The sequence below is a fragment of the Bacillus sp. JZ109 genome (genome assembly GCF_053903135.1).
In genome coordinates, this window is the sequence record NZ_CP096388.1 from 842,529 (window position 1) to 867,233 (window position 24,705).

Genomic DNA, 24,705 nt, shown 5'->3' on the forward strand with positions numbered 1-24,705 from the left:
ATGCCTCGTGCATGGCTTTTTTTGTGCCGATGGGTCCGGTGCGAGATACGACTCCGGTCTTATATAAAAATCAATCTCTGATTCGTTTTGCATATCTTCCAACTTGTATAAGATGAAGACAAGGAAAACGAAAGGAGGATCTGCATGAAGATAAACAAGAAAACAATAGGCGGATTCTTATTAATTGTATTTGGGATCTCTGTCTTTTTTGGAGGAGGAAGCTTCGGCTTTATCATCCCGCTCGCCATCGGGAGCTTGATGACATACGCAGGAATCAAAAGGTTTGCCGCGGGAAAAACCATCACGGGAATCATCGTGGGCGGTATCGGGGCCATTATGCTCATCTGCTCACTTCCGTTTGTCGTCGGAATCGCATTGGCGGCCGCTATGGTGTATTACGGCTGGAAGCTGATGAAAAACGGATCAGCTGATAACGGTGTATCATCTTTTGATCCTGAACCGGCTTCTGCTGCCTACCAATCTCACTTTGATGACGAATGGGAAGAATTTTTGAAGAAAAAATAATATCAATATATTAGGAGGAATTAGGTATGGTATTAAAAAGAATCAGAGATATGTTTGTTGCGTCAGTTCATGAAGGACTTGATAAAATGGAGAATCCAAAGGTGATGCTGAATCAATATGTACGCGATATGGAAAGCGACATCGCAAAAGCAAAGCAAACAATTGTGAAACAGCACACGATTGTCTATCAATTTAAGAAAAAATATGAAGAAGCCGCTGAAGTGGCTGGCAAACGGAAAAATCAGGCACAGCTCGCATTTGACGCAGGTGAAGAAGAACTGGCGAAAAAGGCGCTGACTGAAATGAAGTATTTAGAAGGAAAGGCGGCTGGGCATAAAGCTTCCTATGAACAGGCAAACAGTCAGCTGGCCGATCTGAAAGAGCAGCTGGCTGCACTTGAAACAAAGCTTCAGGACGTAAAGGATAAAAAACAGGCGCTGATTGCGCGGGCAAATGCGGCGAAAGCTAAAGAGCATATGAATACGACATTTGACAAAATTGACAGTGAAAGCGCGTATCGTGAATTTTTGCGTATTGAAAATCGTATTGAAGAAATGGAAATCCGCGCGAATTATTCAAAGTCAGCGGAAGCCGGCGCAGAACTTACACGTAAAGAATTCGCAGACGATGTGGAAGCAGAGATTGAAAAAATGCGGACACTTTCACTGCAAAAATCAGACCAGACACAAGCGGCAAATGAATAAGCGGAACGGGGAAGGATTTGCGGTCAAGTCCTTCCCTTCCGCACGTATCAATTCGCAAGCTTTTCCTTTATAATAGAATGAATGAGAAGGATGAAACCGAATGAAAAAAATGCTTGGCAAACTGTTGATCACTGCCGGTATTCTGGTTTTTTTCGCCGTCGTCGTAAAAGATGTGTTTGCTGCAGGCCTGGGTTTCATAAATGGCACAGAAGCCGATTCAGCCAGCGCATCGCCGCGGGACATTGACAGTATGGTCATTGAGTCGGATAGCAAGGATGTCCGGATTATAGCGGAAGAACGAAGTGACATATCGGCAGGCATTTCAGGAGACTCAGGAAAGTTATTTGTTACTGAAAACAAAAGAAAACTGGAGCTGACCGTAAAGGAAAAAGAATTTCAATTTTTGAATGGGTTTAACCGTTCAACTCTTATCGTCAGGCTTCCGTATGATTATAAAGGTGATCTGGCAGTACGAACCTCAAGCGGTGACGTGTCTGTGGCCGGGAATGACCATCTTGCGCTTTCCGGGCTGAACGCAGTATCTGCGAGCGGAAATACGAGCGTGACGGACGTCCGCATTCAAGACCTGAAAGTGAAGGCATCATCGGGGGATGTTTCCATTTCAAATACCGTCTCCAAAACAGCCGGCATTGATTTAGCTTCAGGGGACGCAAATCTGGTTCATGTATCAGGCTCTCTTGATGTGAAAATGACTTCAGGAGATTTTAATGCTGTATTGAAAAAGGTAACCGGTCCCGTATCTGTCACGCTGACAAGCGGTGATGCTAATGTAAGCCTTCCCCAAAACGGCAGCTTTGCAGTCAATGCTTTATCAGCAAGCGGTGACGTCAGTTCGCCGTATTCATTTGCTGACAAAGCACATAAAGAACAGCATCACATCACAGGCACGCAAGGAAGCGGCCGGCATCCAATCGACATCAAAACGGACAGCGGGGATCTAGCGATACGGTAGCACCAGGCAGAAGAAAGGAGGCGGACACCAGGAATGACAAAAAAACAGCTTCTCGGATTGATCATTGCTTTATTCGGCATCAGTATGTTTTTGCAAATTATCGGAATAGGCGATCTGCTGTTTTGGCCGCTCTTTTTTCTGATTGCCGGCTATTTCCTTAAAAAATATTCCCGTGATTGGCTTGGCTCCGTCATGTATATCTTTGCCGCGTTTCTATTTTTGAAAAACCTCTTCAGCATCACCTTTAATTTATTCGGCTATGCGTTTGCCGCATTTCTGATTTACGCCGGCTACAGGCTTGTCAAAGGGAAGCCGATATTCGAACCGAATGAGAAACAGGTCAACCTCAATAAAAAAGAACATCATGATCCGCCAAAAGATGTAAAACATCCCGACATGCGCAGCTTTTTTATCGGTGAGCTGCAAATGATGAAGCAGCCGTTTGACCTGAATGATTTAAATGTCTCTGGTTTTATCGGTGATATCAAAATCGATTTATCTAAAGCGATGATTCCCGAGGGAGAAAGTACAATCGTCATTAGCGGAGTCATTGGTAACGTTGATATTTATGTACCATCGGACCTTGAAGTGGCTGTCAGCTCAGCTGTTTTTATAGGTGACATCAATCTGATCGGCTCGAAGAAAAGCGGATTAAGCACGAAGGTATATGCCGCGTCAACCGATTTCAGCGAGTCAAAGCGCCGTGTCAAAGTGTCCGTTTCCTTATTTATCGGTGATGTGGATGTGAAGTACGTATGAGAAAAAAAATGCTTGCCAGCCTCCAGTGGCGCGCCATCCGCATGACAACGGGAATCAGCCTGCTCCTTTTTGCCTGCCTGATTTCCTTTATGATGTTTTACTATCGGCTCGATCCGCTTGTTTTGCTGTCATCAAGCTGGTTCGGAATTCCGTTTATCCTGATTTTGCTTCTGATCAGCGTGACCGTCGGTTTCGCCTCAGGGTATATGTACGGCAACCGGTTGAAGACAAGGATTGATACATTAATTGAATCCATTTTAACCTTTGAAAACGGCAATTTCGCTTATCGGATACCGCCGCTCGGTGATGATGAAATCGGCCTGGCTGCTGATCAGCTGAACGAAATGGCGAAGCGCGTGGAGCTTCAAGTCGCATCCCTCCAGAAACTTTCCAATGAACGTGCGGAATGGCAGGCTCAAATGAAGAAGTCGGTTATCTCAGAAGAACGCCAGCGATTGGCTAGAGATCTTCATGATGCGGTCAGCCAGCAGCTCTTTGCCATATCGATGATGACATCAGCCGTGCTGGAACATGTCAAGGATGCTGATGACAAAACAGTCAAGCGGATCAGGATGGTCGAGCATATGGCAGGCGAAGCCCAAAATGAGATGAGGGCGCTGCTGCTCCATTTACGGCCTGTTACCCTTGAAGGAAAAGGGCTGAAGGAGGGCCTTACGGAGCTTTTGGACGAGTTCCGAAAAAAGCAGCCGATTGATATTGAGTGGGATATACAGGACACAGCGATATCCAAGGGTGTTGAAGACCACTTGTTCAGAATCGTGCAGGAGGCCCTTTCAAACGTATTTAGACATTCAAAAGCGTCAAAAGTAACCGTGATTCTGGGCATAAAGAACAGCCAGCTCCGTCTGAAGGTGATTGATAATGGAAAAGGCTTTAAAATGGACCAGGTGAAAGCATCCTCATACGGCTTGAATTCTATGAAGGAACGTGCAAGTGAAATCGGCGGGGTCGCCGAAGTGATTTCAGTAGAAGGAAAAGGCACCCAAATTGAAGTGAAGGTCCCGATTTTCCCGGAAGAAAAAGGAGAGAACGAACGTGATTCGAGTATTATTGATTGATGATCATGAAATGGTCAGAATGGGGCTCGCGGCTTTTTTGGAGGCGCAGCCCGATATTGAAGTCATCGGCGAAGCATCGGACGGCAGCGAAGGTGTTCGGCTTGCTGCGGAACTGTCGCCGGATGTCATTTTAATGGACCTTGTCATGGAGGGCATGGATGGCATTGAAGCTACAAAGCAAATTTGCCGGGAGCTTTCCGACCCGAAAATTATTGTGCTCACTAGCTTCATTGATGATGACAAAGTGTACCCGGTTATTGAAGCTGGCGCGCTCAGCTATCTGTTGAAAACCTCAAAAGCGGCAGAAATCGCCGATGCCATCCGCGCCGCAAGCAAGGGAGAGCCGAAGCTGGAGTCAAAAGTGGCGGGAAAAGTATTATCCAGGCTGCGCCACTCAGGTGAAAACGCGCTCCCGCATGAATCGCTGACGAAACGGGAGCTCGAAATACTCTGCCTGATCGCAGAAGGAAAGACAAACAAAGAAATAGGCGAGGAACTGTTTATTACGATTAAAACAGTCAAAACACATATTACCAATATTTTATCAAAGCTGGATGTCAGTGACCGGACGCAGGCGGCGGTGTACGCGCATCGAAATCATCTCGTCAAATAGGCGGCTCCTATTTGTTTGCGCCTTTCGTTCCGAAGTCTCTGACAATCACATTGACCCGGTAGTCTATTTCCGCATTGCTGAAATAATCATCATCCCATTTTCTTGCGATCTTTTTCCACTTTTGAGGATAATGAATTCTGACTTGGTTTCCCAATCCGGTCACATCCGCTTTGATCTCTTTCTGCAGCTTCTCTGTAATAAATGTCGTTACTGTTTTGTGTATTCGTTTTTCGACTGCCTTTTCAATGCTTTTAATATATGAATCCTTAAACGAATCTTCACTGGGATTCCAGTCCTCAGATAGACGACCTTCAATAGTGCGGGTGACGGTGAATTTGAACTTTCCGTCCTTATAGGCCGTCTTGATCTTCCGATTGCTCGAATATACTTCATAAGAAAAGAGATGGCCATCGCGCTTCAAGTCAATGACGCCTCCCTCGACAGTGCCTGAAAATAAGTTAATATTTTGAACCTCAATCGGGGTGAGATCCCGGTGCCATAATTTATTTTTGATGATAGAGGCTCCGTTTATCGCGAGCTTGCCGTTTTCCTTACCGACATGAGGGATGAGGAATGAATCGTCAGAGGTTAAGTGTTCTGAGATCTCCCCCAATGTAACTGGCTCCATCATTCTGATCGTCACCTTATTATTCTCTGTCAGATCATATATCACGTTGGATGCGGGTTCGCCTTCATCATTCATGTTAAATATATCCTTAGTTCGGCCGTTGGTGATAAAGACATAGGAACTCCTCCTTGTTCCGTTGTCTCTGACAAACTGGTTAATGATCGCGTCCATTCCAATTTGATCCGCAATCACGCTTTTGGAAAGCAGAATGAGACGCAAATGCTGTGAAAACGTAGGATTATGCTTTAATGCAGAGGTTCTCATCATTTGATGGACAGTTTCACCCTTTGTGATAGAAAGCTGTGTCGGATCAGATGAAGAGCCCTCCTTGGCACTAATTTTTTTCGGCACGAGAATTTGCTGTGTCAGCTCTAAGTTTTCATCGTCAGGCTTGTCTAGCCCTACTCCGATCACTAAGCTTAATTCCTCGATATTCTCACTGTCCCAGCATCCGGACAGCAATAGGGTGCATATAAACATACATAAAATCCGGATTTTCATTTTGCTGTAATCCTCCTCTTGAGAGCTACAATGAAAAAGAGAATGAAGGGAAGCAGAAACAGGGAGACAAAAATATAGCCAAGATAATCGCTATACACCATGACTTGATTGGCGTCATCCGGCCAGAGAGAAAAATAAAAGACCGTTATGCCGATAATCACCATGCTTGTTTTAGTCGATAATCCGAATGTCTTCTTTAGCCCGTTAGCGGCAAAGTATCCGTAAATGACAAATGTGGTGAAAAACTGGATGATCCAGACCACCAGTAAAAACGATTCAAACCGTTCAATAAATATGCCTTTAAGCTCAAAGGACTGAAAGAGAGAAATAGTCGGCCAAATCAGCGTTTTTACCTCGGGAGCGGTCAAAGCTCCGACAACGATAATATACGTAAGGATATATAAGATAATCGGAATCAGAAATCCTAGAGACGCATATCTGAACGTGTATTTCTTTTTCTTCATATGTTCAGGAAGAAACAGCATCACTTCCATTCCTAAAAAAGAGATGGAAACGACGGTAAGGGAGTTTGCAATGGGTCCAAGGCCTTCGCCTAAAACAGGACGCAAATTATTAATATCAAAAATTTTAAAACTGATCCCAAACACAACCAGCAAAATAATAATGGTTACCGTTAAATAAAAGGGAAACAGCCGCGACACATCACTTAAACCCCCGACGATTAAATAAATACCGCAGCAAATAAACGTTAAAATAATGACTTGAATTGGGGTTCTCTCCAGCAGGAAAAACTTCACCATTTCAGCCATTGCCCGTGTCTCGAAGCTGGCTACGCCGAGGAAATAGCCGCAGATCAAAAGGCCGATGATGCTGCCGATCCATTTCCCAAGCCCTTCCTTCAAATATTCAAAGAGTGAAGGGTATTGATGTTTTTTCTGAATGAGCGTGTTTAAATAAATGAAGAAAATAAAAATGAAACCTTCTAATATCAGCGTGATCCAGCCGTCAGGCGTATTAGCCTTAGTGGTCAGCGCTCGCGGCAATGTTAAAAGTCCGGCCCCAAGCATTGTATTTGCAACAATAGAAATACCTTGAAAGGTATTAAGTTTCAGTGGAGTCTGTTTTTGGCTCATTTGGATTATTCGCCTCTTTTGGTTTGTTTTTAATTGGGAGACGGATAATGGAGTCATCCGTATTTTTCAGGCTAAAGAATCCGTTTGGCGAAAAATACGGAGACCCAAAGCTCGTTTGTCTCGTTAAGTGCGTATAAACGACAAGCATAAATAAAATAATGCCGTACAGCCCTAAAATAGCGGCGGAAAACATCGAAATAAAACGCAGCACCCGGAAAGACAGACCCATTCCGTATTGAGGAACGGTAAAGGATGCCAGGGCAATGACACTGACGACAATGACCATAATCGAACTGACGAGATTCGCTTCTACAGCAGCCTGTCCGATGACTACGCCCCCAACGAGGCCGATCGTCTGTCCGAGCGGATTGGGGAGTCGCAGTCCGGCTTCCCTTAGCAGCTCGATGGTGACTTCCATCAGCAGGGCTTCAAATATCGGAGGGAACGGCACGTTTTCCCTGTTCGCCGAAATTGTAACGGCGAGCGCGGTCGGCAGCAGCCCCTGATGGAAGGAAACAAGTGCTATATAAATCGATGACAAAAACAAGGTGATAAAGATAGAAGCAAAGCGCAGCGACCGGATAAGAGATGCTGAAATCCAGCGTTCATAGTAGTCATCCGGGGATTGCATCAGGATGCCGAGAGAAACCGGCACCAGCAGCACAAATGGTGAACTGTCGACCAAAATTGCCACACGGCCGTTAAACAGGGCTGAAGATACTTTGTCAGGTCTTTCCGTATTTTGTATCTGCGGAAATGGTGAATATTTATTATCTTCAATGAGCTCCTCGAGCGTTCCGCTGTCCTGGATATCTTCCAGCTGGATATTTTTAAGCCGCGCCTTCACTTCTTTTATGACGGACTTTTTCGCTTTGCCCTCAATGTACATAATGGCTGCGGGCTTCAGCTTGTTTTCGCCGATCATGATTTTTTTGGTGATCAATTTCGGATGAGAGGTTCTTTGTCTGATCAGAGCGAGATTTGTATCAATATCCTCTACAAACGCAACTTTTGGGCCGCGTACCACTTTTTCAGTTGTCGGCTCTGTCAGGCTTCTTGTTTTTTTCTTTCCTGTGGTCAGAATATAGGCTTTATCCAATCCGTTGATAAACACAGCACAATTGCCGTTGAGAATCGATTCAATCGTTTTTTTTGCGGTTTCAACAGGTCTTGCGTCAAGCTGGTCAAGGCGTTTTTTGACCTGGTCAAGCGTTAAGGTCTCCTCATCTTTAATTAAAGTTTTAATGGCTTCTGACACCTTATTCTCATCAGTCAGTTCACTGAAATAGAGATAGTAAAAAACCAGTCCGTTCGCAAGCATTTTTTTGTTTTTCACCAGATCATCGTTTTCTTTTAATTTTGGCAGCACCAATGCTAAATTATCGTGTATATATTCCTTAAACTCTGTTTGTTCCAATGAGGTCACCTCTTATCCAAAACCTTAGTAGAGGTTATCTTTTCCTGTTAAAAAAATGATATACTGTGTTAGAGTATTTCATGGAGTAAGTTTTTTTATGAAAGCGGAGGATACGAAGTGGCACAGGTAAGGCTAGCTGGAAAACAAGAAGAAATTGAACAGCTCATTAGATCATTTGAAAAGCATTATGATGTCTCTTATACATCAAAGGAGTACGGAAGGACGAATCCAAAATACAAATATTCAAAGGATTCCCGCGTATATCTTGAATTAAAATTAAAATCTGCCAAGATCGAAAAATAAAAAGGATTTTTTGTGTCATTGGCGAATTATGATCTATTGAAGCAACCGTTATGGAGGGATACATAAATGGAATACAGAATTGAACGAGACACCATGGGAGAAGTAAAAGTTCCTGCTGATAAATTTTGGGGCGCCCAAACACAGCGAAGTAAGGAGAACTTTAAGATCGGTTCTGAAAAAATGCCGATGCGTGTTGTGAAGGCGTTTGCAATTTTAAAACGAAGCACTGCTTTAGCTAATAAACGCCTCGGCAATCTGGATGCTGAAAAAGCAGAAGCGATTGCAGCGGTTTGTGATGATGTGCTCAAAGGCAAGTACGATGACAACTTCCCGCTTGTCGTATGGCAGACCGGAAGCGGCACACAAAGCAATATGAACATGAACGAAGTGGTAGCCAACCGTGCGACTGCTTTATTAAAAGAGAAGAACTCTGATCAAACGATTCATCCAAATGATGACGTGAACCGAAGCCAAAGCTCAAACGACACATTCCCGACGGCGATGCATGTTGCCGCTGTTTTGGCTGTTTACGAGCAGCTTGTGCCGGCGCTTGATCAGCTTCGCAATACACTGGATGAAAAAGCAAAAGCATACAATGATATTGTCAAAATCGGACGCACGCATCTTCAGGATGCTACGCCACTGACCCTCGGACAGGAAATCAGCGGATGGGTTCACATGCTGGACCGTTCGAAGGAAATGATTTTGGAAGCGACAGATAAAATGCGTGCGCTTGCAATTGGTGGAACGGCTGTCGGAACGGGTATCAACGCCCACCCAGAGTTTGGAGAGCTTGTCTCAGAAGAGATCACTAAGCTGACCGGCCAAACGTTTAGCAGTTCACCGAATAAATTTCACGCGCTGACAAGCCATGACGAAATCACTTATGCGCATGGCGCATTAAAAGCGCTTGCGGCTGACTTAATGAAAATCGCGAACGATGTCAGATGGCTCGCAAGCGGACCTCGCTGCGGCATCGGGGAGATCGTCATTCCTGAAAATGAGCCGGGAAGCTCCATTATGCCTGGTAAAGTCAACCCGACACAAAGCGAAGCGTTAACAATGATCGCAGCGCAAATCATGGGGAACGATGCTACAATCGGCTTTGCTGCGAGTCAGGGAAACTTTGAACTGAACGTGTTTAAGCCTGTTATTATTTACAACTTCCTGCAATCTGTGCAGCTGCTCAGTGACGGCATGAATTCATTCCATGATAAATGTGCTGTCGGTATTGAGCCTAATAAAGAAACCATTCAGGAAAACCTGTCAAATTCATTAATGCTTGTTACGGCGCTGAACCCGCATATCGGTTATGAAAACGCGGCGAAAATCGCCAAGCTTGCACATAAAGAGGGATTGACGCTCAAAGAAGCAGCTTTGAAGCTTGAATTGCTGACAGAGGAGCAATTTAACGAAATGGTTAAGCCGGAAGACATGGTAAAACCAAAGGCGTAATAGTAAGAAAGAACGGCTGCTTTTTAAGCAGCCGTTCTTCTAAATATGTTGCTGTTTTAATAAATATTTAAGCTGTTCCGCATCTTTGGCGAGAGCTTCAGACTCCGTCAGATTATGAATCATTCCTTTTATGATCGCCAGCTTCGGTGTTTTTTTCTTCATTTCTGCTTCAAGTATGTCCAAGCTCTCCGATAATTCAAGAGAGGAGTTTGTGTTTAAGCTGTTAATTTTGTCACGTAGGCTTTTCACAATCGATTCAGTCAGCGGGTCAGGCCGTCCGTGCGTAAGAGGCCCGAATAAAGAGCTCGCCTCTTCCAATGTGATGAAAGGCTTATCGTTTCGTTCAGACATGCCTTTTACCATATCATCAATTCGATTCATAATGATATCAGCTAATTGAGACGGCTTCACAGTGTACCCGAGCAAAATCATGCATTCCAGGTAAATCTGGCTGATGCCCTCTATTAAAAAACAAAGCTCAGCAGTGTACGGTTCCGCTTTTTTTCCATAGATGTTCAGCAGGCTGTCGATATGAAATTGAAGTGAGGACTGGCGGATTTTTTTTGCGCATTGCTCCACTTCTTCTGTGTAAGGCAGAGAACCCTCCTTCAACTGCATGCTGATAAAATCTTTGTGTTCAAGAATGTTTTCATAGAGGACGGTCAGCTGTTTACGGTAAGCCGTTCTGGGGCTGTCGCCCTTCGTTTTAATATTTAAAATTCGGGTAAACGTTTTATCATAATAGTAGTTCAGCATAGAGAGAAGAAGCGCTTCTTTCGAAGGAAAATAAATATAAAAAGCGCCTTTAGATATTTTGCACTCTTTTGCGATTTCCTGGACTGATGTTGAGTTGTATCCTTTTTGGGCAAATAGTTTTAAGGCTGTTTCAATAATCAGTTTTTCTTTTTCCTTCAATGGTTCCACCCTTTCGGAGCCCGGAGGCCTGCTAGGATATGACCATATAGTCACACCGTCTGTTATAAAATTAACCTTATTGTAACTTGTTTTTTTATCATGTATTATTTATATTATAAATTGAGATGACCGAATGGTCAAAGCTCAAGCGAAAGGGTGAATCTAGAATGAGAGAATTGGACGAAATGATCAGCCGCTTGCGAAACAGAGGAATCAAAGTGGAGAAAGTCAAATATCCGAAGCAGACCTTGTCAGAGAAAAAATGGGTTCATCAATGCAAACAGCCGCTCAAAACAAATTACAGAGATTTTAACGGCTATTCTTTCACATAAAAAAATAGACTGCAAAACATCTACAGTCTATTTTGGCACTGCTATGCGGTATGTTACACCCGTTTTGTCATTTTCAATTGAGATAGATGCCTTATGAAGAGTTAAAATTCGTTTTACGATGCTTAGACCAATGCCGAATTCGCCTTTCTTCCCTTTATTAAAAGGCTCATAGAGGCTGGAGAGCATCTCATCTTCAATATGCGGACCGTCATTTTTAATGGTGATCACGATATTTCGATCATCTTGTTTCATGCTGATTTCTATTTTTGTCTCAGCATAGCGGATTTGATTTTCTAGAATGTTTTCGAGGAGTTTGTTCCATTGCTCCGGATCGCCCGGCATCAAAATATCCTCTTCTACATCAATTTCCCACGATAGTTCTTTCCGCGCCCACTTCAATCGTTCGATGACTTCTTCTGTCACTTCCACAATACTGAACATGTCGTGCTGCACTTTTTGCTTCGCTAAATAATCCAGCTTCGTTAAATATAATAAATCCTTTATTTTTTTCTCCAGCTTAAGAGCTTCGCATTCAATAACATCTACAGTGTTTTCAAGGTCTCCTTTGGGAAAAATCCCGTCTTTAATTGATTGTGTATAGCCTCTGATGACCATGACCGGCGTTTTTAAATCATGAGAGATATTTTGCAATAGAGTTCTTTCTGTTTCATCCTTTTGCACAAGCTTTTGGCGCATCTCTTCGATGGTATGGCCCAATTTGCCGATTTCATCTTTCCGGTCCACTTTTACTGGGTCATCCCAATCCTGTTCAGAAATCCGTTTGACGTGTTTTTCAAATGATACAAGAGGCCTTGATAAATACTTTGCAAGCCAAATAGCCGGAATCCAGCTTAATAAAATGACGACAGCTATAATAAACAGAAGCTGTTTGAACAAGGTATAGGCCAAATCGTCCCGATAAGAATCAAGCGCGTAAGAGAGCATCATCGCTGATTGTCCATTGACTGAAAGTCCCTTTTTAATGACAAAAAACACTTTCTCTCCATTGACGTCGGCGCTGTAACGTTTCTTTTTAGCTTCCTGCTTATCAGCCAGCTTGTACACCTTGTGGATAAATGAAGATGACAGAATGCTTAAATCCTTGTCTGAAGAAGCCTCTTCATTTTCAGGAAGGAGCACGTGCTGTACGGAGCGGACAGTTGTCGGTGCCGTCGCTTCCTCGCTGTAATAGCGCCTTTCAATCGAACCTGGCAGGCGGTACTCTGTCAGAACATGCTGCTCATTTTCAATCGTCGTATACGTTTCATTAGTGAAAAAATCTCGCAGCGTGTTTGAAAATAACACAAGCAGTAAAATCGATATCGCTAACAGGATGCCGGATATGACAACCCATATCTGAAACGCGAGCGGCTTGTTTTTCATGATGACATCATCCTGTAGCCGAAACCGTAAATCGTCTCCACCTTCAATTCAGGCATCTTTCTGCGCAGTCTCCGGACGAGATCATCAACGACCCGGTCTGTTCCGAAGTAGTCATGTCCCCACACTTTTAGGAGGATATCCTCACGAGAGTACGGATGCCCTTTATGATGGATAAATAATAGCAGCAGATCAAATTCCTTTGACGTCAAATTGATGATATTCCCGTTTTCGTCATAAACCTCGCGGGCGTCTTCAGCAACCCGATACGAGGAGACGGCAATTTCATTTTTTTGGACAGGAGGAGCTTCCTTATATACGAGCTGCAGCAGCTTTTGCACACGGATAATCAGCTCCCGCGGCAGAAACGGCTTGGAAATGTAGTCATTGCTGCCAAGCTCTAAGCCAAGCACTCTGTCAATATCCGCATCTCGGGCGGAAATAAAAATGACCGGCACGTCAGGATCTTTCGCCTTGATTTCTTTTATTAATGTATAGCCGTCGGTATCCGGCAGCATGATATCGAGAATCCATAGGTGGGGAGACGGTGTCATTTTCTTTCTGGCGTCTTCACCTTTCGTAAAAGATGTAATGTTCCAGCCCTCATTCTCTAAATACTTCGTCAGCAGTTCATTCAGGTTATCCTCATCTTCAACTAGATAAATGGTGTATGACAAGGCTCTTCACATCCTTTCAACGTCATTATAAACTAGTTTTAACATACGGCAGGCAATTTTCATAATTTCACATATTCTTTTCATTTTTATCCCACAATGTTTGTTTATGATATGTATAAGGGAAGAAAGGAAGAGAAAAAGAGCGAGGAAGATGTAGGATGATCAAACATATTCTATTTTGGTGCTTTGCTTTTCTCCTCATTATTGGGACAATTGAACTTGTACATGCGATGAATATGTAACGATAAATGAATAACCGTTAAAGGAGTGTAAGAACATGGATTATCGACGTGATGGCCAAAACGATCAACATCAAACTGAACCTTCACATACAGAACAGCAGAATACAGAAAACCAGAAGCTGATTGGACATTCTGAACAAGAATTGCTTGACGCGCCTGTGTCGTATGAAGCGGGACGGCAGGAAACGGCTTCTGCTTTAGAAATGGAAAAGCAAGAAACGGCTGTGAAAAAAGAAAAGAAACGGAGAGCCGCATGGCTGAGCCCGATTTTAGGCGGTATTATCGGCGGGGGCCTCATGCTTGGCATCGCGCCTTATCTGCCGTCAGACCAAAATCAGGCGACCGAAACCGCTTCCGCAAATAAACAGGTGCAGTCTGATAATTTTACAACGGCGCCGATAACGAACGCATCAAACATCGCTGATATGGTAGAGGATTTAGAGCCTACGATTGTCGGAATCTCAAATATCCAAACCTCTCAAAATAACACATTCGGCACGGGAGGAGGCTCCAGCTCAGAAAGTGAAAGCGGAACCGGGTCAGGTGTTATTTTCAAAAAAGACAGCGATAAAGCGTATATCATTACAAACAACCATGTCGTTGAAGGCGCGAACAAGCTGACTGTTACGCTATACAACGGAGAAACGGAAACTGCCAAGCTTGTCGGCAGCGATACCATTACTGATTTGGCAGTTTTGGAAATCAGCAGCAAGAACGTCAAAAAAGTGGCGAGCTTTGGTGATTCTTCACAGCTGCGCACTGGCGAAAAGGTAATCGCTATCGGTAACCCGCTCGGACAGCAGTTTTCCGGTACGGTGACACAAGGCATCATTAGCGGACTGAACCGGACAATTGATGTGGATACAACACAAGGGACGGTGGAAATGAACGTGCTGCAAACCGATGCAGCGATCAATCCGGGGAACAGCGGAGGCCCATTAATCAATGCAAGCGGCCAGGTCATCGGCATCAACAGCTTGAAGGTGAGCGAAAGCGGCGTGGAATCACTTGGATTTGCGATCCCAAGCAATGATGTCGAGCCGATTGTTGACCAGCTGCTGCAAAACGGGAAGGTGGACCGTCCGTTTTTAGGCGTGCAGATGATTGACATGTCACAAGTTCCTGAAACCTATCAGGAAAATACGCTCGGCCTGTTTGGAGATCAATTGGGCAAAGGTGTTTATGTAAAAGAAGTTCAAGCAAATTCGCCGGCAGAAAAAGCAGGTATTAAATCTGAGGATGTCATTGTCAAACTAAACGGTAAAGACGTGGAAAGCAGTGCGGATATCCGTCAGATCCTTTACAAAGACTTAAAAGTCGGAGATAAAACAACAATCCAAGTGCTGCGAAAGGGAAAAACGAAAACGTTGAACGCGACACTGACCAAGCAGACAGAAAGCAGTTCAAGCTAAGAAAAAAACAAAAAGCTGAACCCAAATAGGGTTCAGCTTTTTTTATCCTAAGTAAGAGGAAAGCATCCACACTTGTTTTTCAACTTCTTCAATTAATCCGACAAACAAGTCCGCTGTCGCATTGTCTTGATTTTCTTCAGCCAGGCCGATCACGAATTTAGATTCGCTGCTGATTTGTTTGTAGTCGTTTACCAATGCTTGTACCATTTCTGAAGCTGATGTTTCGTTTCCGTCGTCTGTGATAGATGCATGCTCAGTGTATTCTTTCACTGTGGCAACAGGCTGTCCGCCAATCGCCAGCAGGCGCTCAGCGATGGTATCCACTGTTTCAGCCGCATGGTCATAAAGTTCTTCAAATTTCTCGTGCAATGTAAAGAAATGAGGCCCTTTCACATACCAATGAAAACGGTGGAGCTTAGAGTATAAAAGAAACCAGTTTGATAATTGTGTGTTCATTGAATTCTCAACTAATGTTTGATTTGTTTTTGCGTTTTCAGTTTTCATAAGATAACGTCCTCCTTGTGATCTGTTGACTTAATTATATCATATACTAAATAAAAATCAATACTAAATTATAATAATTATAATTTAGATCAGCTGAATAGCTTTTTCTTCAGGATAGACTCCCACGCAGACCAAGGAAAAAGCGATCGGAACAGCAGGGTGAGCTTGATGCCCTTTCCGATCGGGTATCGCAATTTCTTGATATGCTGTTTTGTTGCCAATTGATAAATGAGGTCGGCAACCTCTTGGGGATCTCCGCTTTCTTCTCCGTTTTTTTCAACGTAGGAAAGGATCTTTTTATAGTATTGATGATAGGCTGAATCGTCAGCAGGCACCGACATAAAATTTGATAATGACGTTGACCAGATCGATGTCTTGTATGAGCCCGGCTCGATCAAAGCGGTTTCGATACCGAACGGAAGCAGCTCGATACGCAGGCTTTCAGAAAAACCTTCCAATGCATGCTTGGAAGAAACATATGGCGACAGCGCTGGGAATCCGGTCAGTCCGCTGATGCTGCTCACGTTTATAATCTTTGCGCCGCCATGCTTTCTTATGTAAGGGAGAACGGTTTTTGTCACATGGATCACACCGAAGACATTCGTTTCAAATTGTTCTCTGAAATGTTCCATCGGCACATCCTCGATAAATCCTCCATAAGCCGTTCCGGCGTTGTTAACGAGTAAGTCGATCGGGGCGTAAGCACTAATGGCTTTTCCGAATGAGACTATAGATTGTTCATCGGTGACATCGAGAGCTGTAATGTGAATAGAATCAGACACATTGTGTGCTGCAGCCAATTCTCGAAGCTGTTCCGCTTTTTCAGGCTGTCTTGATGTGGCTATCACGAAAAATGATCGGGCAAGCTTTACAGCTGCCAGCAGACCGAAGCCGCTGGACGCTCCTGTTACGATGGCTATTTTTTTATTCATCCTATACCTCCTATTAAACGGCTACAGCTATTGTACTATCCTGAACAGGAGATGACGCCTGTAAAAAGAAATTTTTATACAACAATTCAGAATTGTTCTATAATAGAACGAAAGAAGGAAAGGGGTTTTGTGATATGGCGCTGCAAGGGGTAGGCCAAAGATGGGATCTTGATTCATTTTTTAAGGGCGGGAGCCAATCGGAAGAATTCAAAGGTTATATTGAGAAGCTGTCACAAAGTCTGCGTGCATTTCAAGACAGGACTGATGCGTTTCAGGTGCCTGAATCGCCTGAAGAGGCTGAAGGGCTGACCGCGTTGCTTGATTTATTCGAACAGACATCCGTCAAGCTTCAGCAGGCCGGCGCGTTTGTTGCCTGTCTTCAGGCCCAGAATATCAATGATCAAAAGGCTATAGAGCATCAGGCACTCATGAACCGGCTTTCCGCAGATTTTCAATCGTCGCTCGTTACATTAGATCATAAACTTGTGGACATTGATCAAGAAGTGTGGAATAGGTTGTTAACAAAACCGGGATTGCGCGATGTTTCTTACATATTAAATGAAAGAAGACAGAGGGTTGCCGAAAAGCTTAGCCCCGGTAAAGAAAAACTGATCGGGAACCTTGCGGTGGACGGATATCACGCTTGGAGTGACTTATACAATATGATTGTCGGGAAAATGACGATCCCGTATGAGGAAAACGGTGAAAACAAGCAATTGTCTGTCGGTCAGGCGGAGAATATGATGGACCATCAAGACCGTACTGTCAGAAAAACAGTATATGAACGTTTCCGCCAAGCTTGGGAGAGTAAGCAAGATATTTTCAGCAGCACGCTGAATCATTTGGCGGGATTCCGGCTTGAAACCTATAAAGCGCGCGGTTGGGAGAATGTCCTGAAGGAACCGCTGCAAATTAACAGGATGAAAAAAGAAACACTTGATACGATGTGGCAGGTCATCACTGAAAACAAGAAGCCGTTCGTTCAGTTTTTGAACCGGAAAGCATCCATGCTCGGCCTTGAAAAACTCAGCTGGTACGATGTCGAGGCACCGATCGGTTCTGACGGAAAGGTCTATTCGTATGATGAAGCCGCAAATATCATTACCAGCCAGTTTTCAACGTTTGGCAAAAAACTGTCCTCATTCACTGAAAAAGCGTTTCGGGACGGCTGGATTGAGGCGGAAGACAGGAGCGGAAAAAGAGTCGGCGGCTTTTGCACCAGTTTTCCGGACAGCGGGGAATCCCGGATTTTCATGACATTTTCGGGAAGCGCCTCAAATGTCTCTACCCTTGCGCATGAACTCGGGCACGCGTTCCATCAGGAAGCAATGCTCAACGTCAGGCCGTTAAACCGTTCCTACGCCATGAACGTTGCAGAAACAGCTTCAACGTTTGCAGAGATGATAGTGGCGGACGCGACTGTCCAGCAGGCCGAGACGAGGGAAGAAAAGCTTGTTCTTCTGGAGGATAAAGTGCAAAGAAGCGTTGCGTTCTTCATGAACATTCACGCAAGATTTCTATTCGAAACGAGATTCTACGAGGAACGAAAGCGGGGAGTGGTACCGGCCAGCCGCTTGAATGAGCTGATGGAAGAGGCGCAAAGAGAGGCATACTGCAATGCGTTAGAAGAATATCATCCGCTTTTTTGGGCATCAAAGCTTCATTTTCACATCACGAGGGTGCCGTTTTACAATTTCCCTTATACATTCGGCTACCTGTTTTCTCTTGGCATTTACGCGCTGGCGCTTGAAGAAAAAAATGCATTCGAAGAGAAGTATATGGCGCTATTGCGCGATACGGCTTCTATGACAGTGGAGGATTTGGCGATGAAGCATTTGGGCGCTGACATCACAAAGCGCGATTTCTGGGAGAATGCCATCAAGCTGGCTGTGCGTGACGCCGAAACCTTTTTACAAATGACCGAATCTTAAAGAAAAAGCCGTGGCGTTATATGCCCCGGCTTTTTCAATTCTTCTCTGAATGAGGATTTCATTCTCTGGATATACCTAAAATAAATGGAATCCTACAGGGGGGAGAAACATATGCATTTGATCAGAGCAGCCGGGGCTGTATGTCTCGCAGTGGTTCTGATTGCGGGCTGCCGTTTCAATGAAGACCAGCAGCAGGCAGAAGGAGAAAATACAGCCGTCACCCAGCTGAAGTCCGTTCCCTACAGCAATTTTTCGCTTCGTGTGAGCTACGGGGATGGTGAGCATAACCGTTATGAAGGAATCTATACAAAGAACGGGACTCAGGAAAAAGCGGAAATACAGGATAAGCTCTCCGGTGTCAATCAGGAGGGAGAAGAAGCATTGGATGAGATGAAAATGATTCTGAGCGAGCTTTCCGTGACAGACCAAATGGCTGAAACAGAAGTGATACACAGTGTGCTGGCAGCATTTAATCTGGACAGTCATTATGATCATATCGATTTAAAATTGAAGCTGAAGGACGGCTCCATCAGAGAAATCAAGAAGTAATCTTGTGATAAAAAACCCATAAACGTCAATTATGTCCATAAAACTAATTGAAAATGATTTTCAAAGTCAGTGTTTTCTGCTACAATGAGGGATATATGACCATATCAAATGGCTGAATATCGGAATCACTTGCATTGATGATAATTGACTTAAAAGCATGTATATAGAAAACGTGCAATACATAGTGCTGCTAAAAAGCCAGCAAAAAGGAGCGGTTATGGGTATGAGTGCAATTTCTACAGAAACGCTGAGCTTAGGATACGGGGATGCCGTTATTATTGATGAGTTGAATTTAACAATTCCCAAAGGTGAAATTACCGTATTTATTGGCAGCAATGGCTGCGGAAAATCGACACTTTTACGTTCATTAGCGCGCCTGATGAAGCCGAGAGGCGGTTCAGTGCTGCTGGAAGGAAGAGCGATTGCCAAGCTTCCGACGAAGGAAGTCGCAAAAGAGCTCGCTATCCTGCCTCAAGGTCCTTCGGCTCCTGAGGGGCTGACGGTGCATCAGCTGGTGAAGCAAGGAAGATATCCTTACCAAAACTGGCTGAAGCAGTGGTCAAAAGAGGATGAGGAAGCAGTTGAAAGAGCGCTTAAAGCAACAAAGCTTGAGGACATGGCTGACCGCGCCGTTGATTCTTTGTCAGGCGGACAGCGCCAGCGGGCTTGGATTGCGATGACGCTTGCCCAGGAAACGGATATCATCCTTCTTGACGAGCCGACGACGTATTTAGACATGACGCATCAAATTGAAATTCTTGATTTGCTGTTTGAGCTGAATGAAAAGGAAGGCCGGACGATTGTTATGGTACTCCATGACTTAAACTTGGCGTGCCGCTATGCGCATCATCTTGTGGCCATAAAAGATAAACGGATTTATGCAGAAGGCCGTCCGGAAGAGGTCATCACTTGTGATCTTGTGCAAAATGTATTTTCTATGAACTGTCAGGTTACACAGGACCCGCTCTTCGGAACGCCTCTTTGCATTCCTCATGGCAGGGGCAGATGCATTGTCCAGGAAGCGGCTTTCACATCGCATGGATAAATAACGCAGCGAAGGAGCTTTCAATTGAGAAAGCTCCTTGCTGTTTTTTCGAAAGGAAGATGGCAAATGGAACAAAAACTTCAGGAGCAGCTGGATGGATTGCTGGAGAAGTATACTGAGCTTCTGCTTGGTGAGACAAACGATGAGCTAAAAGAAGAAGTGAAGCAATGGATTTTGTACACCCATATAGCCAAAAGCATGCCTCCGCTCGCTAAGCATTGGAATGCGACATACCCTGATGCAAAGCAGGGCATTAAAGAGATCATTCAGCATATTAAGGAATTAAATGAAGCGCATCGAAACAAACAATAGCCAAAAAGCAGTCTGTTCATTATTGCAGACTGCTTTTTTGTGATTCAGCCGTTTTATCTGGCGTAAAGGAATCCATAAAGGTTCTCAGCGCGCTGCTGATAAACGAATCTTTTCGAACAATAAACTCTGTTTTCATCTGGCTGAGCGCTTCAGGCAGCGGGTACAATCGAATTGATCCTTCTGCTTCATGTTTCTGCACAACCGTTCTTGGCAGCAACGAGATGCCAAGACCTGCTGTAACTCCGCCGATAATTGCTTCAAGCGTCCCAAATTCCATAATGACCGGCTGTGTGACACCGACGGAACGCAGCCATTTTTCAAGTGTTTCTCGATACGAACAGCCTGTGCTGTAAACGAGAATCGGCTTTGTGATGGCTTCCTCAACATCGGGCACGGAGGCAGCCGAAACAACTACTGGTTCTTCTTCAAACGCAGGATAGGATTCGAGCTCAGGATGATGGCATTCGCATCCGATAAACGCGCCATCCAATTCATAACGAAGAACTTTATCAAGGAGAAATTGCGTATGTCCTGTTGTTAAAGATAGCTGGACGTTTGGATGTTCTTCATAATAAGATGCCAGGAGCTTTGGAAGCCTTACCGCGGCGGTTGTCTGAGTGGAGCCGATCATAAGCGGCCCGCTTGGTTCTGCGGAGGATGAGAGCGCTTTAGACGCTTCATCAAGCAGGCCGATAATTTTATTTGCGTAGTCCAGCAGCAATTTTCCGCTTGCAGAAAGTGTCATGCCCCGATTATGGCGCAAAAACAGTGTGGTACCCAGCTCAGCTTCCAATTGCTGAATTCTGGCCGTGACATTCGATTGTACATAGCCAAGCTGCAGGGCTGCTTTCGTAATGGTTCCTTCACGAGCTACCATTTGAAACACACGTAAATCTCCGCTTTCCATTTTGAACTCCTCCGTTCGTTTGCTATCAATCTAAGTGATATCTAGTATCTTTAACAATCATTATACGTAACATCAAAGCTGGATTACAATGGAATCAGAAATATACTTTAGTCAACAGCAAGGAGTGGCGGCAATGAATGTCTTGAACAAAATAGCTCTCGTAACGGGGGGCGGCACAGGAATCGGAAAAGCAGCCAGTATGGAATTGGCAAAGCGCGGGGCGATTGTGGCGGTGAATTATTCACGCTCGCAATCAGAAGCGGAGGAAACAGTGGAAAAGATTCGAAAAGCTGGCTGGCAAGCCTTCGCCATCCAAGCAGATGTATCCAAAAACAGCGACGTGCAGGATATGGTTCAATCAATCGTGAAAACATACGGCCCGATTGATATTTTAGTCAACAATGCCAGCATTACACGGCATATTCCAATGGATAATCTTGAGGCTGCGACAGAAGACATATGGGATGAGCTGTATGCCGTCAATGTGAAAGGGATGTTTTTCTGCGCGCGGGCAGTGGCTCCGTTCATGAAGAAAAGCAAGGCCGGGGCGATCGTAAACGTCGGCAGCATCGCAGGGTTAACCGGTGCGGGCTCATCTATGCCTTACGCAGTATCAAAATCGGCGGTGCACGGTTTAACGAAGTCATTGGCTCACGCCTTAGCGCCTGAAATCAGAGTGAGCGGTGTAGCACCAGGAGCTGTGGCAACGAGATGGTGGGCCGGCCGGGAAGAAAAAATGAAAAGCATGATCGGCTCTTTGCCGCTGCAGTGTATTGCTGAACCAGATGATGTTGCCAAATTGATTTGTTCACTAATTGAACAGGAATCACTCACAGGCCAAATTATCACAATTGACAGCGGACAGACGCTGTAAAGAAAGGGGTGCAGGGAGATGCCATTTGTACAGATTCATTTACGGTCGGGAAGAAGCGAAGCGTGGCTTCAAAAACTGAGCAGGACTGTCCACCAATCGATGATTGAAGAAATCAATGTGCCGGAAGATGACTATTTTCAAGTCATCAGACAATATGAAAAAAGCGAATTTTTTTATGATCCATTTTATCTCCAAGTCGAGCGTACTGATGAACTGATATACATTCATTTTACACTGAAACAGTCAAGAACAACTGAACAGAAAAAAGCACTTTACCGCTCAATCGCGAGCCGGATTCATTCCGAGCTTGGTGTCAGAAAAGAAGATGTGTTTATCATGCTGGCCGGAAATCAGGCTGAGGATTGGTCTTTCGGAAATGGAAGAGCCCAGATGATTGAATAAAAAACCCCGCGGATTGATACCCGCGGGGTGCTCTATTAATGGGAAGGTGATTCAACGGCTTTTGCCGCCTTCTCTTTTTCTTGTTGGTCTTCCGCTTTCTTATTTGATAGCTTGATAGGTTTTAAGAACAAGGTGAATACGGCTCCGACTGCGATAAAGATCAGGCCCGTATAAAACACGCTGTGGAGCGAATCCATCAACGATGTTTTTAAAATCGGCACAATATGGGATGAGAAAGCCGCAGGGATTTGTTTGACCGCGTCCGGACTGAACAGTGATTGCAGCAGCCCTTGCGGATTTGTATCAATCATACCCTTTAGCTGGGCGGCAAACGAGCTTGCCTGTGCCGGAAGAGAGTCTAAATATGGAACCAATTTATCTGTTAATAGATTTCCTGATCTCGCATTCATTACGGCTCCCAGCATGGTAATGCCGAATGTTCCGCCGATAGAACGGAAGAATTGGCTGGATGAAGTGACAACTCCAAGCTCCTCCTTCGAAAAGCTTTCCTGTAAAGCCAATGTCAGAATCGGCATAACAAGACCCATTCCCAGACCAATAATCGCCATAAAAGATGTAGCGACAAGCTTGCTCGTGTCGAGATCCAATGTCGTTAACAGCAGGAATCCGCCGGCCATAACCAGCATGCCTGTAATGATTTGCGGTTTAATCCCGATTTTATAAACAAGCTGTCCGCCGATGATACTTGTGATAATCATAGAAATCATCATCGGTGTCATAATTGTACCCGATTCAGACGCACTTACACCGACAATTCCTTGCATAAAGAAAGGAACAAACGTAATGGCGCCAAACATACCGATACTCATAAAGAAGCCGATCAAGTTTAGAAATGTAAATGTTCTGTTTTTAAATAAATACATTGGCAGGATTGGCTCTTTTGCTTTTGATTCTACGATGATAAAGCTGACAATGCCGATCAGTGCGAGAGCGAACAACCCAAGAATCTGCCATGAATCCCATGCATAATCTTTTCCGCCAAAGCTTAAGGCGAGCAGGAGGCTGACCACACCCACAATCATTGTGAAAATACCAGCGATATCGAAGTTGATCGGCCCAGTCTGCTGGCGTCCCTGTAATCCCCTGGCAATAAAAATAACCGCAATAATTCCGACTGGCAGGTTAATATAGAAAACCCATTTCCAGTTTAACGAGTCTACAATCCAGCCGCCGATTTGCGGCCCAATCACTGAAGCCAGCCCGTAAATTGCGCCAAAGACACCTTGGAATTTAGCACGCTGTTTTCCTGTGAACAAGTCACCGATGACAATCATCGCCATCGGCATCATGATGCCTCCGCCGATTCCCTGCAGTCCACGGAAGATAATCAATTCCGTCATGTTGTTGGCCATTCCGCACAAAGCAGAAGCGGCCATAAAAATAATCAAACCTGATACATAGACAATGCGGCGTCCCAATAAATCAGCCAGTTTACCGGCAATTGGAACAATGGTTGTTGATGTTAACAAATATGCCGTTGTCAGCCAGGTCATCATGCTCAAACCGCCCAGATCACCGACAATTTTCGGCATGGCCGTTCCGACAATAGTACCGTCAAGGGCTGAAAAAAACATGGCAATAATTAAGCCTGTTATTAATAACGTTCGTTTTGATTGTTTGCCTTCTTTACTCATTTTCATCCGTTTCCTCTTTTCATGTTTTGCTTTTCATCCGTTTCTGCTGCTTGTGCGAGCTTTGCAGTAATATGCGCCGCCTGCAGCATTTCCTCCTCCGTCAAAAAGGAAAGGTAGCGCGCCATAATGGCCTTTCTGCCTGCCAAAACCTCCTCGAACTTTCTGTCTCCTTCGTCAGTAAGACTGAGATCAATCACTCGCCTGTCTTTTGTGTTGTGTGTTCTGGCGATAAGATTTTTTTGTTCAAGGCGATCTGCCATCAGCGTCACCGCGCTTGGCTTCACCTCCATACGCTCGGCAATTTCAGAAATTTTGAGGCTGCCGTGTTTCTTTAGGCTGGCCAGCACAAACAGCTGCGCTGGGGTGACACCTTGTTTCTCCATGCTTTCCAGCATTTCAGGCTGTATCTTTTGAAAGAGCGCCTGAAGCGATAATTGAATATCGGACATTAACTGATCCGCACTCTTCATATTCATTTCCCCTCTGTTACATACACTGTATATATATTTTAATGACAAAATAGTTAATGCTTATTAAATATAAATAAGCGTAAATGAAAAGTCAACTGATTTTACACAAAAAAAG

Annotated in this window: 27 protein-coding genes; 16 read left to right on the forward strand and 11 right to left on the reverse strand. The window is 44.5% G+C overall.

Annotation, left to right across the window (positions count from 1 at the left end):
• Positions 1–144 precede the first annotated feature (144 nt).
• From liaI to liaR, 6 genes are all read left to right on the forward strand, one after another.
• Positions 145–525: a cell envelope stress-induced membrane anchor protein LiaI gene (liaI, locus tag M1D94_RS04250; RefSeq protein ID WP_003243447.1), complete on the forward strand. Its 381-nt coding sequence runs from the start codon at positions 145–147 to the stop codon at positions 523–525.
• Between the two features lie 26 nt (positions 526–551).
• A complete protein-coding gene (gene liaH / locus M1D94_RS04255; protein ID WP_456270432.1) occupies positions 552–1,229 on the forward strand; it encodes a stress responsive protein LiaH in 678 nt (225 codons plus the stop codon).
• A gap of 100 nt (positions 1,230–1,329) precedes the next feature.
• The gene (liaG, locus tag M1D94_RS04260) at positions 1,330–2,202 is read left to right on the forward strand and encodes a LiaG family protein (protein ID WP_021480578.1); all 873 of its coding nucleotides are present in this window, start codon (positions 1,330–1,332) and stop codon (positions 2,200–2,202) included.
• 33 nt (positions 2,203–2,235) lie between these two features.
• The gene (gene liaF, locus M1D94_RS04265) at positions 2,236–2,961 is read left to right on the forward strand and encodes a LiaRS two-component regulatory system accessory protein LiaF (RefSeq protein WP_003228510.1); all 726 of its coding nucleotides are present in this window, start codon (positions 2,236–2,238) and stop codon (positions 2,959–2,961) included.
• Positions 2,958–4,040 (forward strand): two-component system sensor histidine kinase LiaS, encoded by a 1,083-nt coding sequence (liaS, locus tag M1D94_RS04270; protein WP_014480831.1) that lies wholly within the window; start codon positions 2,958–2,960, stop codon positions 4,038–4,040. The genes liaF and liaS overlap by 4 nt, the downstream gene beginning before the upstream one ends.
• Positions 4,018–4,653, forward strand: a complete 636-nt coding sequence (gene liaR, locus M1D94_RS04275; RefSeq protein WP_021480575.1) for a two-component system response regulator LiaR — start codon at positions 4,018–4,020, stop codon at positions 4,651–4,653. The genes liaS and liaR overlap by 23 nt, the downstream gene beginning before the upstream one ends.
• Positions 4,654–4,660: 7 nt before the next feature.
• On the opposite strand, the gene gerAC is transcribed toward liaR, so the two are convergent.
• From gerAC to gerAA, 3 genes are read right to left on the reverse strand one after another with little or no spacing between them, the layout of a single operon-like run.
• Entirely contained in the window at positions 4,661–5,782 is a 1,122-nt protein-coding gene (gene gerAC / locus M1D94_RS04280; protein WP_021480574.1) for a spore germination receptor protein GerAC, read from the reverse strand.
• A complete protein-coding gene (gerAB, locus tag M1D94_RS04285; protein WP_021480573.1) occupies positions 5,779–6,876 on the reverse strand; it encodes a spore germination receptor protein GerAB in 1,098 nt (365 codons plus the stop codon). Before gerAB ends, gerAC begins: the two co-directional genes overlap by 4 nt.
• Complete coding sequence (gene gerAA / locus M1D94_RS04290; protein WP_032726836.1) at positions 6,845–8,293, reverse strand: spore germination receptor protein GerAA; 1,449 nt, start codon at positions 8,291–8,293, stop codon at positions 6,845–6,847. Before gerAA ends, gerAB begins: the two co-directional genes overlap by 32 nt.
• Positions 8,294–8,410: 117 nt before the next feature.
• Here gerAA and M1D94_RS04295 point away from each other — a divergent pair, with 117 nt between their 5' ends.
• Both M1D94_RS04295 and fumC read left to right on the forward strand, forming a co-directional pair.
• Positions 8,411–8,596, forward strand: a complete 186-nt coding sequence (locus M1D94_RS04295) for a YvzF family protein (protein WP_003221676.1) — start codon at positions 8,411–8,413, stop codon at positions 8,594–8,596.
• Positions 8,597–8,662: 66 nt separating this feature from the next.
• On the forward strand, positions 8,663–10,051 hold the full coding sequence (gene fumC, locus M1D94_RS04300) for a class II fumarate hydratase (protein ID WP_003228523.1): 1,389 nt from the start codon (positions 8,663–8,665) through the stop codon (positions 10,049–10,051).
• A 39-nt stretch (positions 10,052–10,090) separates the two neighbouring features.
• On the opposite strand, the gene M1D94_RS04305 is transcribed toward fumC, so the two are convergent.
• A complete protein-coding gene (locus M1D94_RS04305; RefSeq protein WP_003243192.1) occupies positions 10,091–10,966 on the reverse strand; it encodes a TetR/AcrR family transcriptional regulator in 876 nt (291 codons plus the stop codon).
• 167 nt (positions 10,967–11,133) lie between these two features.
• Here M1D94_RS04305 and spxO point away from each other — a divergent pair, with 167 nt between their 5' ends.
• On the forward strand, positions 11,134–11,298 hold the full coding sequence (spxO, locus tag M1D94_RS04310) for an anti-adapter protein SpxO (RefSeq protein WP_003221681.1): 165 nt from the start codon (positions 11,134–11,136) through the stop codon (positions 11,296–11,298).
• A gap of 27 nt (positions 11,299–11,325) precedes the next feature.
• Here spxO and cssS read toward each other — a convergent pair whose 3' ends face one another.
• Both cssS and cssR read right to left on the reverse strand, forming a co-directional pair.
• A complete protein-coding gene (gene cssS, locus M1D94_RS04315; RefSeq protein ID WP_003228527.1) occupies positions 11,326–12,681 on the reverse strand; it encodes a secretion stress-responsive two-component system sensor histidine kinase CssS in 1,356 nt (451 codons plus the stop codon).
• The gene (cssR, locus tag M1D94_RS04320) at positions 12,678–13,355 is read right to left on the reverse strand and encodes a secretion stress-responsive two-component system response regulator CssR (RefSeq protein ID WP_003228529.1); all 678 of its coding nucleotides are present in this window, start codon (positions 13,353–13,355) and stop codon (positions 12,678–12,680) included. The genes cssS and cssR overlap by 4 nt, the downstream gene beginning before the upstream one ends.
• Before the next feature lie 277 nt (positions 13,356–13,632).
• Between cssR and htrB the strand changes: the two genes are divergently transcribed.
• Positions 13,633–15,009: a serine protease Do-like protein HtrB gene (gene htrB / locus M1D94_RS04325; protein ID WP_032726833.1), complete on the forward strand. Its 1,377-nt coding sequence runs from the start codon at positions 13,633–13,635 to the stop codon at positions 15,007–15,009.
• Positions 15,010–15,051: 42 nt separating this feature from the next.
• Here the strand turns inward: htrB and mrgA are convergent, their stop codons facing one another.
• Complete coding sequence (gene mrgA, locus M1D94_RS04330) at positions 15,052–15,513, reverse strand: metalloregulation DNA-binding stress protein MgrA (protein ID WP_064671603.1); 462 nt, start codon at positions 15,511–15,513, stop codon at positions 15,052–15,054.
• A gap of 89 nt (positions 15,514–15,602) precedes the next feature.
• Positions 15,603–16,445, reverse strand: coding sequence for an oxidoreductase (locus tag M1D94_RS04335; protein ID WP_072173519.1), 843 nt, complete (start codon positions 16,443–16,445; stop codon positions 15,603–15,605).
• A 134-nt stretch (positions 16,446–16,579) separates the two neighbouring features.
• Here M1D94_RS04335 and M1D94_RS04340 point away from each other — a divergent pair, with 134 nt between their 5' ends.
• From M1D94_RS04340 to M1D94_RS04355, 4 genes are all read left to right on the forward strand, one after another.
• A complete protein-coding gene (locus M1D94_RS04340; RefSeq protein WP_072175788.1) occupies positions 16,580–18,376 on the forward strand; it encodes a M3 family oligoendopeptidase in 1,797 nt (598 codons plus the stop codon).
• A gap of 111 nt (positions 18,377–18,487) precedes the next feature.
• Entirely contained in the window at positions 18,488–18,925 is a 438-nt protein-coding gene (locus M1D94_RS04345) for a YusW family protein (RefSeq protein ID WP_014477935.1), read from the forward strand.
• Positions 18,926–19,142: 217 nt separating this feature from the next.
• Positions 19,143–19,970, forward strand: coding sequence for an ABC transporter ATP-binding protein (locus tag M1D94_RS04350; protein WP_080265401.1), 828 nt, complete (start codon positions 19,143–19,145; stop codon positions 19,968–19,970).
• Between the two features lie 24 nt (positions 19,971–19,994).
• On the forward strand, positions 19,995–20,282 hold the full coding sequence (locus tag M1D94_RS04355; RefSeq protein ID WP_021480568.1) for a YusU family protein: 288 nt from the start codon (positions 19,995–19,997) through the stop codon (positions 20,280–20,282).
• 19 nt (positions 20,283–20,301) lie between these two features.
• Here M1D94_RS04355 and M1D94_RS04360 read toward each other — a convergent pair whose 3' ends face one another.
• Positions 20,302–21,189, reverse strand: coding sequence for a LysR family transcriptional regulator (locus M1D94_RS04360; RefSeq protein WP_021480567.1), 888 nt, complete (start codon positions 21,187–21,189; stop codon positions 20,302–20,304).
• A gap of 133 nt (positions 21,190–21,322) precedes the next feature.
• Between M1D94_RS04360 and M1D94_RS04365 the strand changes: the two genes are divergently transcribed.
• Complete coding sequence (locus tag M1D94_RS04365; RefSeq protein ID WP_456270433.1) at positions 21,323–22,063, forward strand: SDR family NAD(P)-dependent oxidoreductase; 741 nt, start codon at positions 21,323–21,325, stop codon at positions 22,061–22,063.
• Positions 22,064–22,081: 18 nt separating this feature from the next.
• On the forward strand, positions 22,082–22,465 hold the full coding sequence (locus M1D94_RS04370; RefSeq protein ID WP_015251261.1) for a tautomerase family protein: 384 nt from the start codon (positions 22,082–22,084) through the stop codon (positions 22,463–22,465).
• A gap of 35 nt (positions 22,466–22,500) precedes the next feature.
• On the opposite strand, the gene mdtP is transcribed toward M1D94_RS04370, so the two are convergent.
• Both mdtP and mdtR read right to left on the reverse strand, forming a co-directional pair.
• On the reverse strand, positions 22,501–24,126 hold the full coding sequence (mdtP, locus tag M1D94_RS04375; protein WP_003228559.1) for a multidrug efflux MFS transporter MdtP: 1,626 nt from the start codon (positions 24,124–24,126) through the stop codon (positions 22,501–22,503).
• Positions 24,123–24,590 carry a MarR family transcriptional regulator MdtR gene (gene mdtR / locus M1D94_RS04380; protein ID WP_014480800.1) on the reverse strand — a complete coding sequence of 156 codons (468 nt, stop codon included), beginning with the start codon at positions 24,588–24,590 and terminating at the stop codon, positions 24,123–24,125. The genes mdtP and mdtR overlap by 4 nt, the downstream gene beginning before the upstream one ends.
• Positions 24,591–24,705: the final 115 nt, after the last annotated feature.

Bases quoted from the DNA above. Each gene is read 5' to 3' on its own strand.
- liaH (WP_456270432.1), top strand. From the start codon at position 552: ATGGTATTAAAAAGAATCAGAGATATGTTTGTTGCGTCAGTTCATGAA.
- mrgA (WP_064671603.1), bottom strand. From the start codon at position 15,513: ATGAAAACTGAAAACGCAAAAACAAATCAAACATTAGTTGAGAATTCA.
- liaS (WP_014480831.1), top strand. From the start codon at position 2,958: ATGAGAAAAAAAATGCTTGCCAGCCTCCAGTGGCGCGCCATCCGCATG.
- htrB (WP_032726833.1), top strand. From the start codon at position 13,633: ATGGATTATCGACGTGATGGCCAAAACGATCAACATCAAACTGAACCT.
- cssS (WP_003228527.1), bottom strand. From the start codon at position 12,681: ATGAAAAACAAGCCGCTCGCGTTTCAGATATGGGTTGTCATATCCGGC.
- liaG (WP_021480578.1), top strand. From the start codon at position 1,330: ATGAAAAAAATGCTTGGCAAACTGTTGATCACTGCCGGTATTCTGGTT.
- liaF (WP_003228510.1), top strand. From the start codon at position 2,236: ATGACAAAAAAACAGCTTCTCGGATTGATCATTGCTTTATTCGGCATC.
- gerAB (WP_021480573.1), bottom strand. From the start codon at position 6,876: ATGAGCCAAAAACAGACTCCACTGAAACTTAATACCTTTCAAGGTATT.
- gerAC (WP_021480574.1), bottom strand. From the start codon at position 5,782: ATGAAAATCCGGATTTTATGTATGTTTATATGCACCCTATTGCTGTCC.
- fumC (WP_003228523.1), top strand. From the start codon at position 8,663: ATGGAATACAGAATTGAACGAGACACCATGGGAGAAGTAAAAGTTCCT.
- mdtP (WP_003228559.1), bottom strand. From the start codon at position 24,126: ATGAAAATGAGTAAAGAAGGCAAACAATCAAAACGAACGTTATTAATA.
- M1D94_RS04340 (WP_072175788.1), top strand. From the start codon at position 16,580: ATGGCGCTGCAAGGGGTAGGCCAAAGATGGGATCTTGATTCATTTTTT.
- M1D94_RS04345 (WP_014477935.1), top strand. From the start codon at position 18,488: ATGCATTTGATCAGAGCAGCCGGGGCTGTATGTCTCGCAGTGGTTCTG.
- mdtR (WP_014480800.1), bottom strand. From the start codon at position 24,590: ATGAAGAGTGCGGATCAGTTAATGTCCGATATTCAATTATCGCTTCAG.
- M1D94_RS04350 (WP_080265401.1), top strand. From the start codon at position 19,143: ATGGGTATGAGTGCAATTTCTACAGAAACGCTGAGCTTAGGATACGGG.
- spxO (WP_003221681.1), top strand. From the start codon at position 11,134: ATGAGAGAATTGGACGAAATGATCAGCCGCTTGCGAAACAGAGGAATC.
- liaI (WP_003243447.1), top strand. From the start codon at position 145: ATGAAGATAAACAAGAAAACAATAGGCGGATTCTTATTAATTGTATTT.
- M1D94_RS04335 (WP_072173519.1), bottom strand. From the start codon at position 16,445: ATGAATAAAAAAATAGCCATCGTAACAGGAGCGTCCAGCGGCTTCGGT.
- M1D94_RS04370 (WP_015251261.1), top strand. From the start codon at position 22,082: ATGCCATTTGTACAGATTCATTTACGGTCGGGAAGAAGCGAAGCGTGG.
- M1D94_RS04360 (WP_021480567.1), bottom strand. From the start codon at position 21,189: ATGGAAAGCGGAGATTTACGTGTGTTTCAAATGGTAGCTCGTGAAGGA.
- M1D94_RS04365 (WP_456270433.1), top strand. From the start codon at position 21,323: ATGAATGTCTTGAACAAAATAGCTCTCGTAACGGGGGGCGGCACAGGA.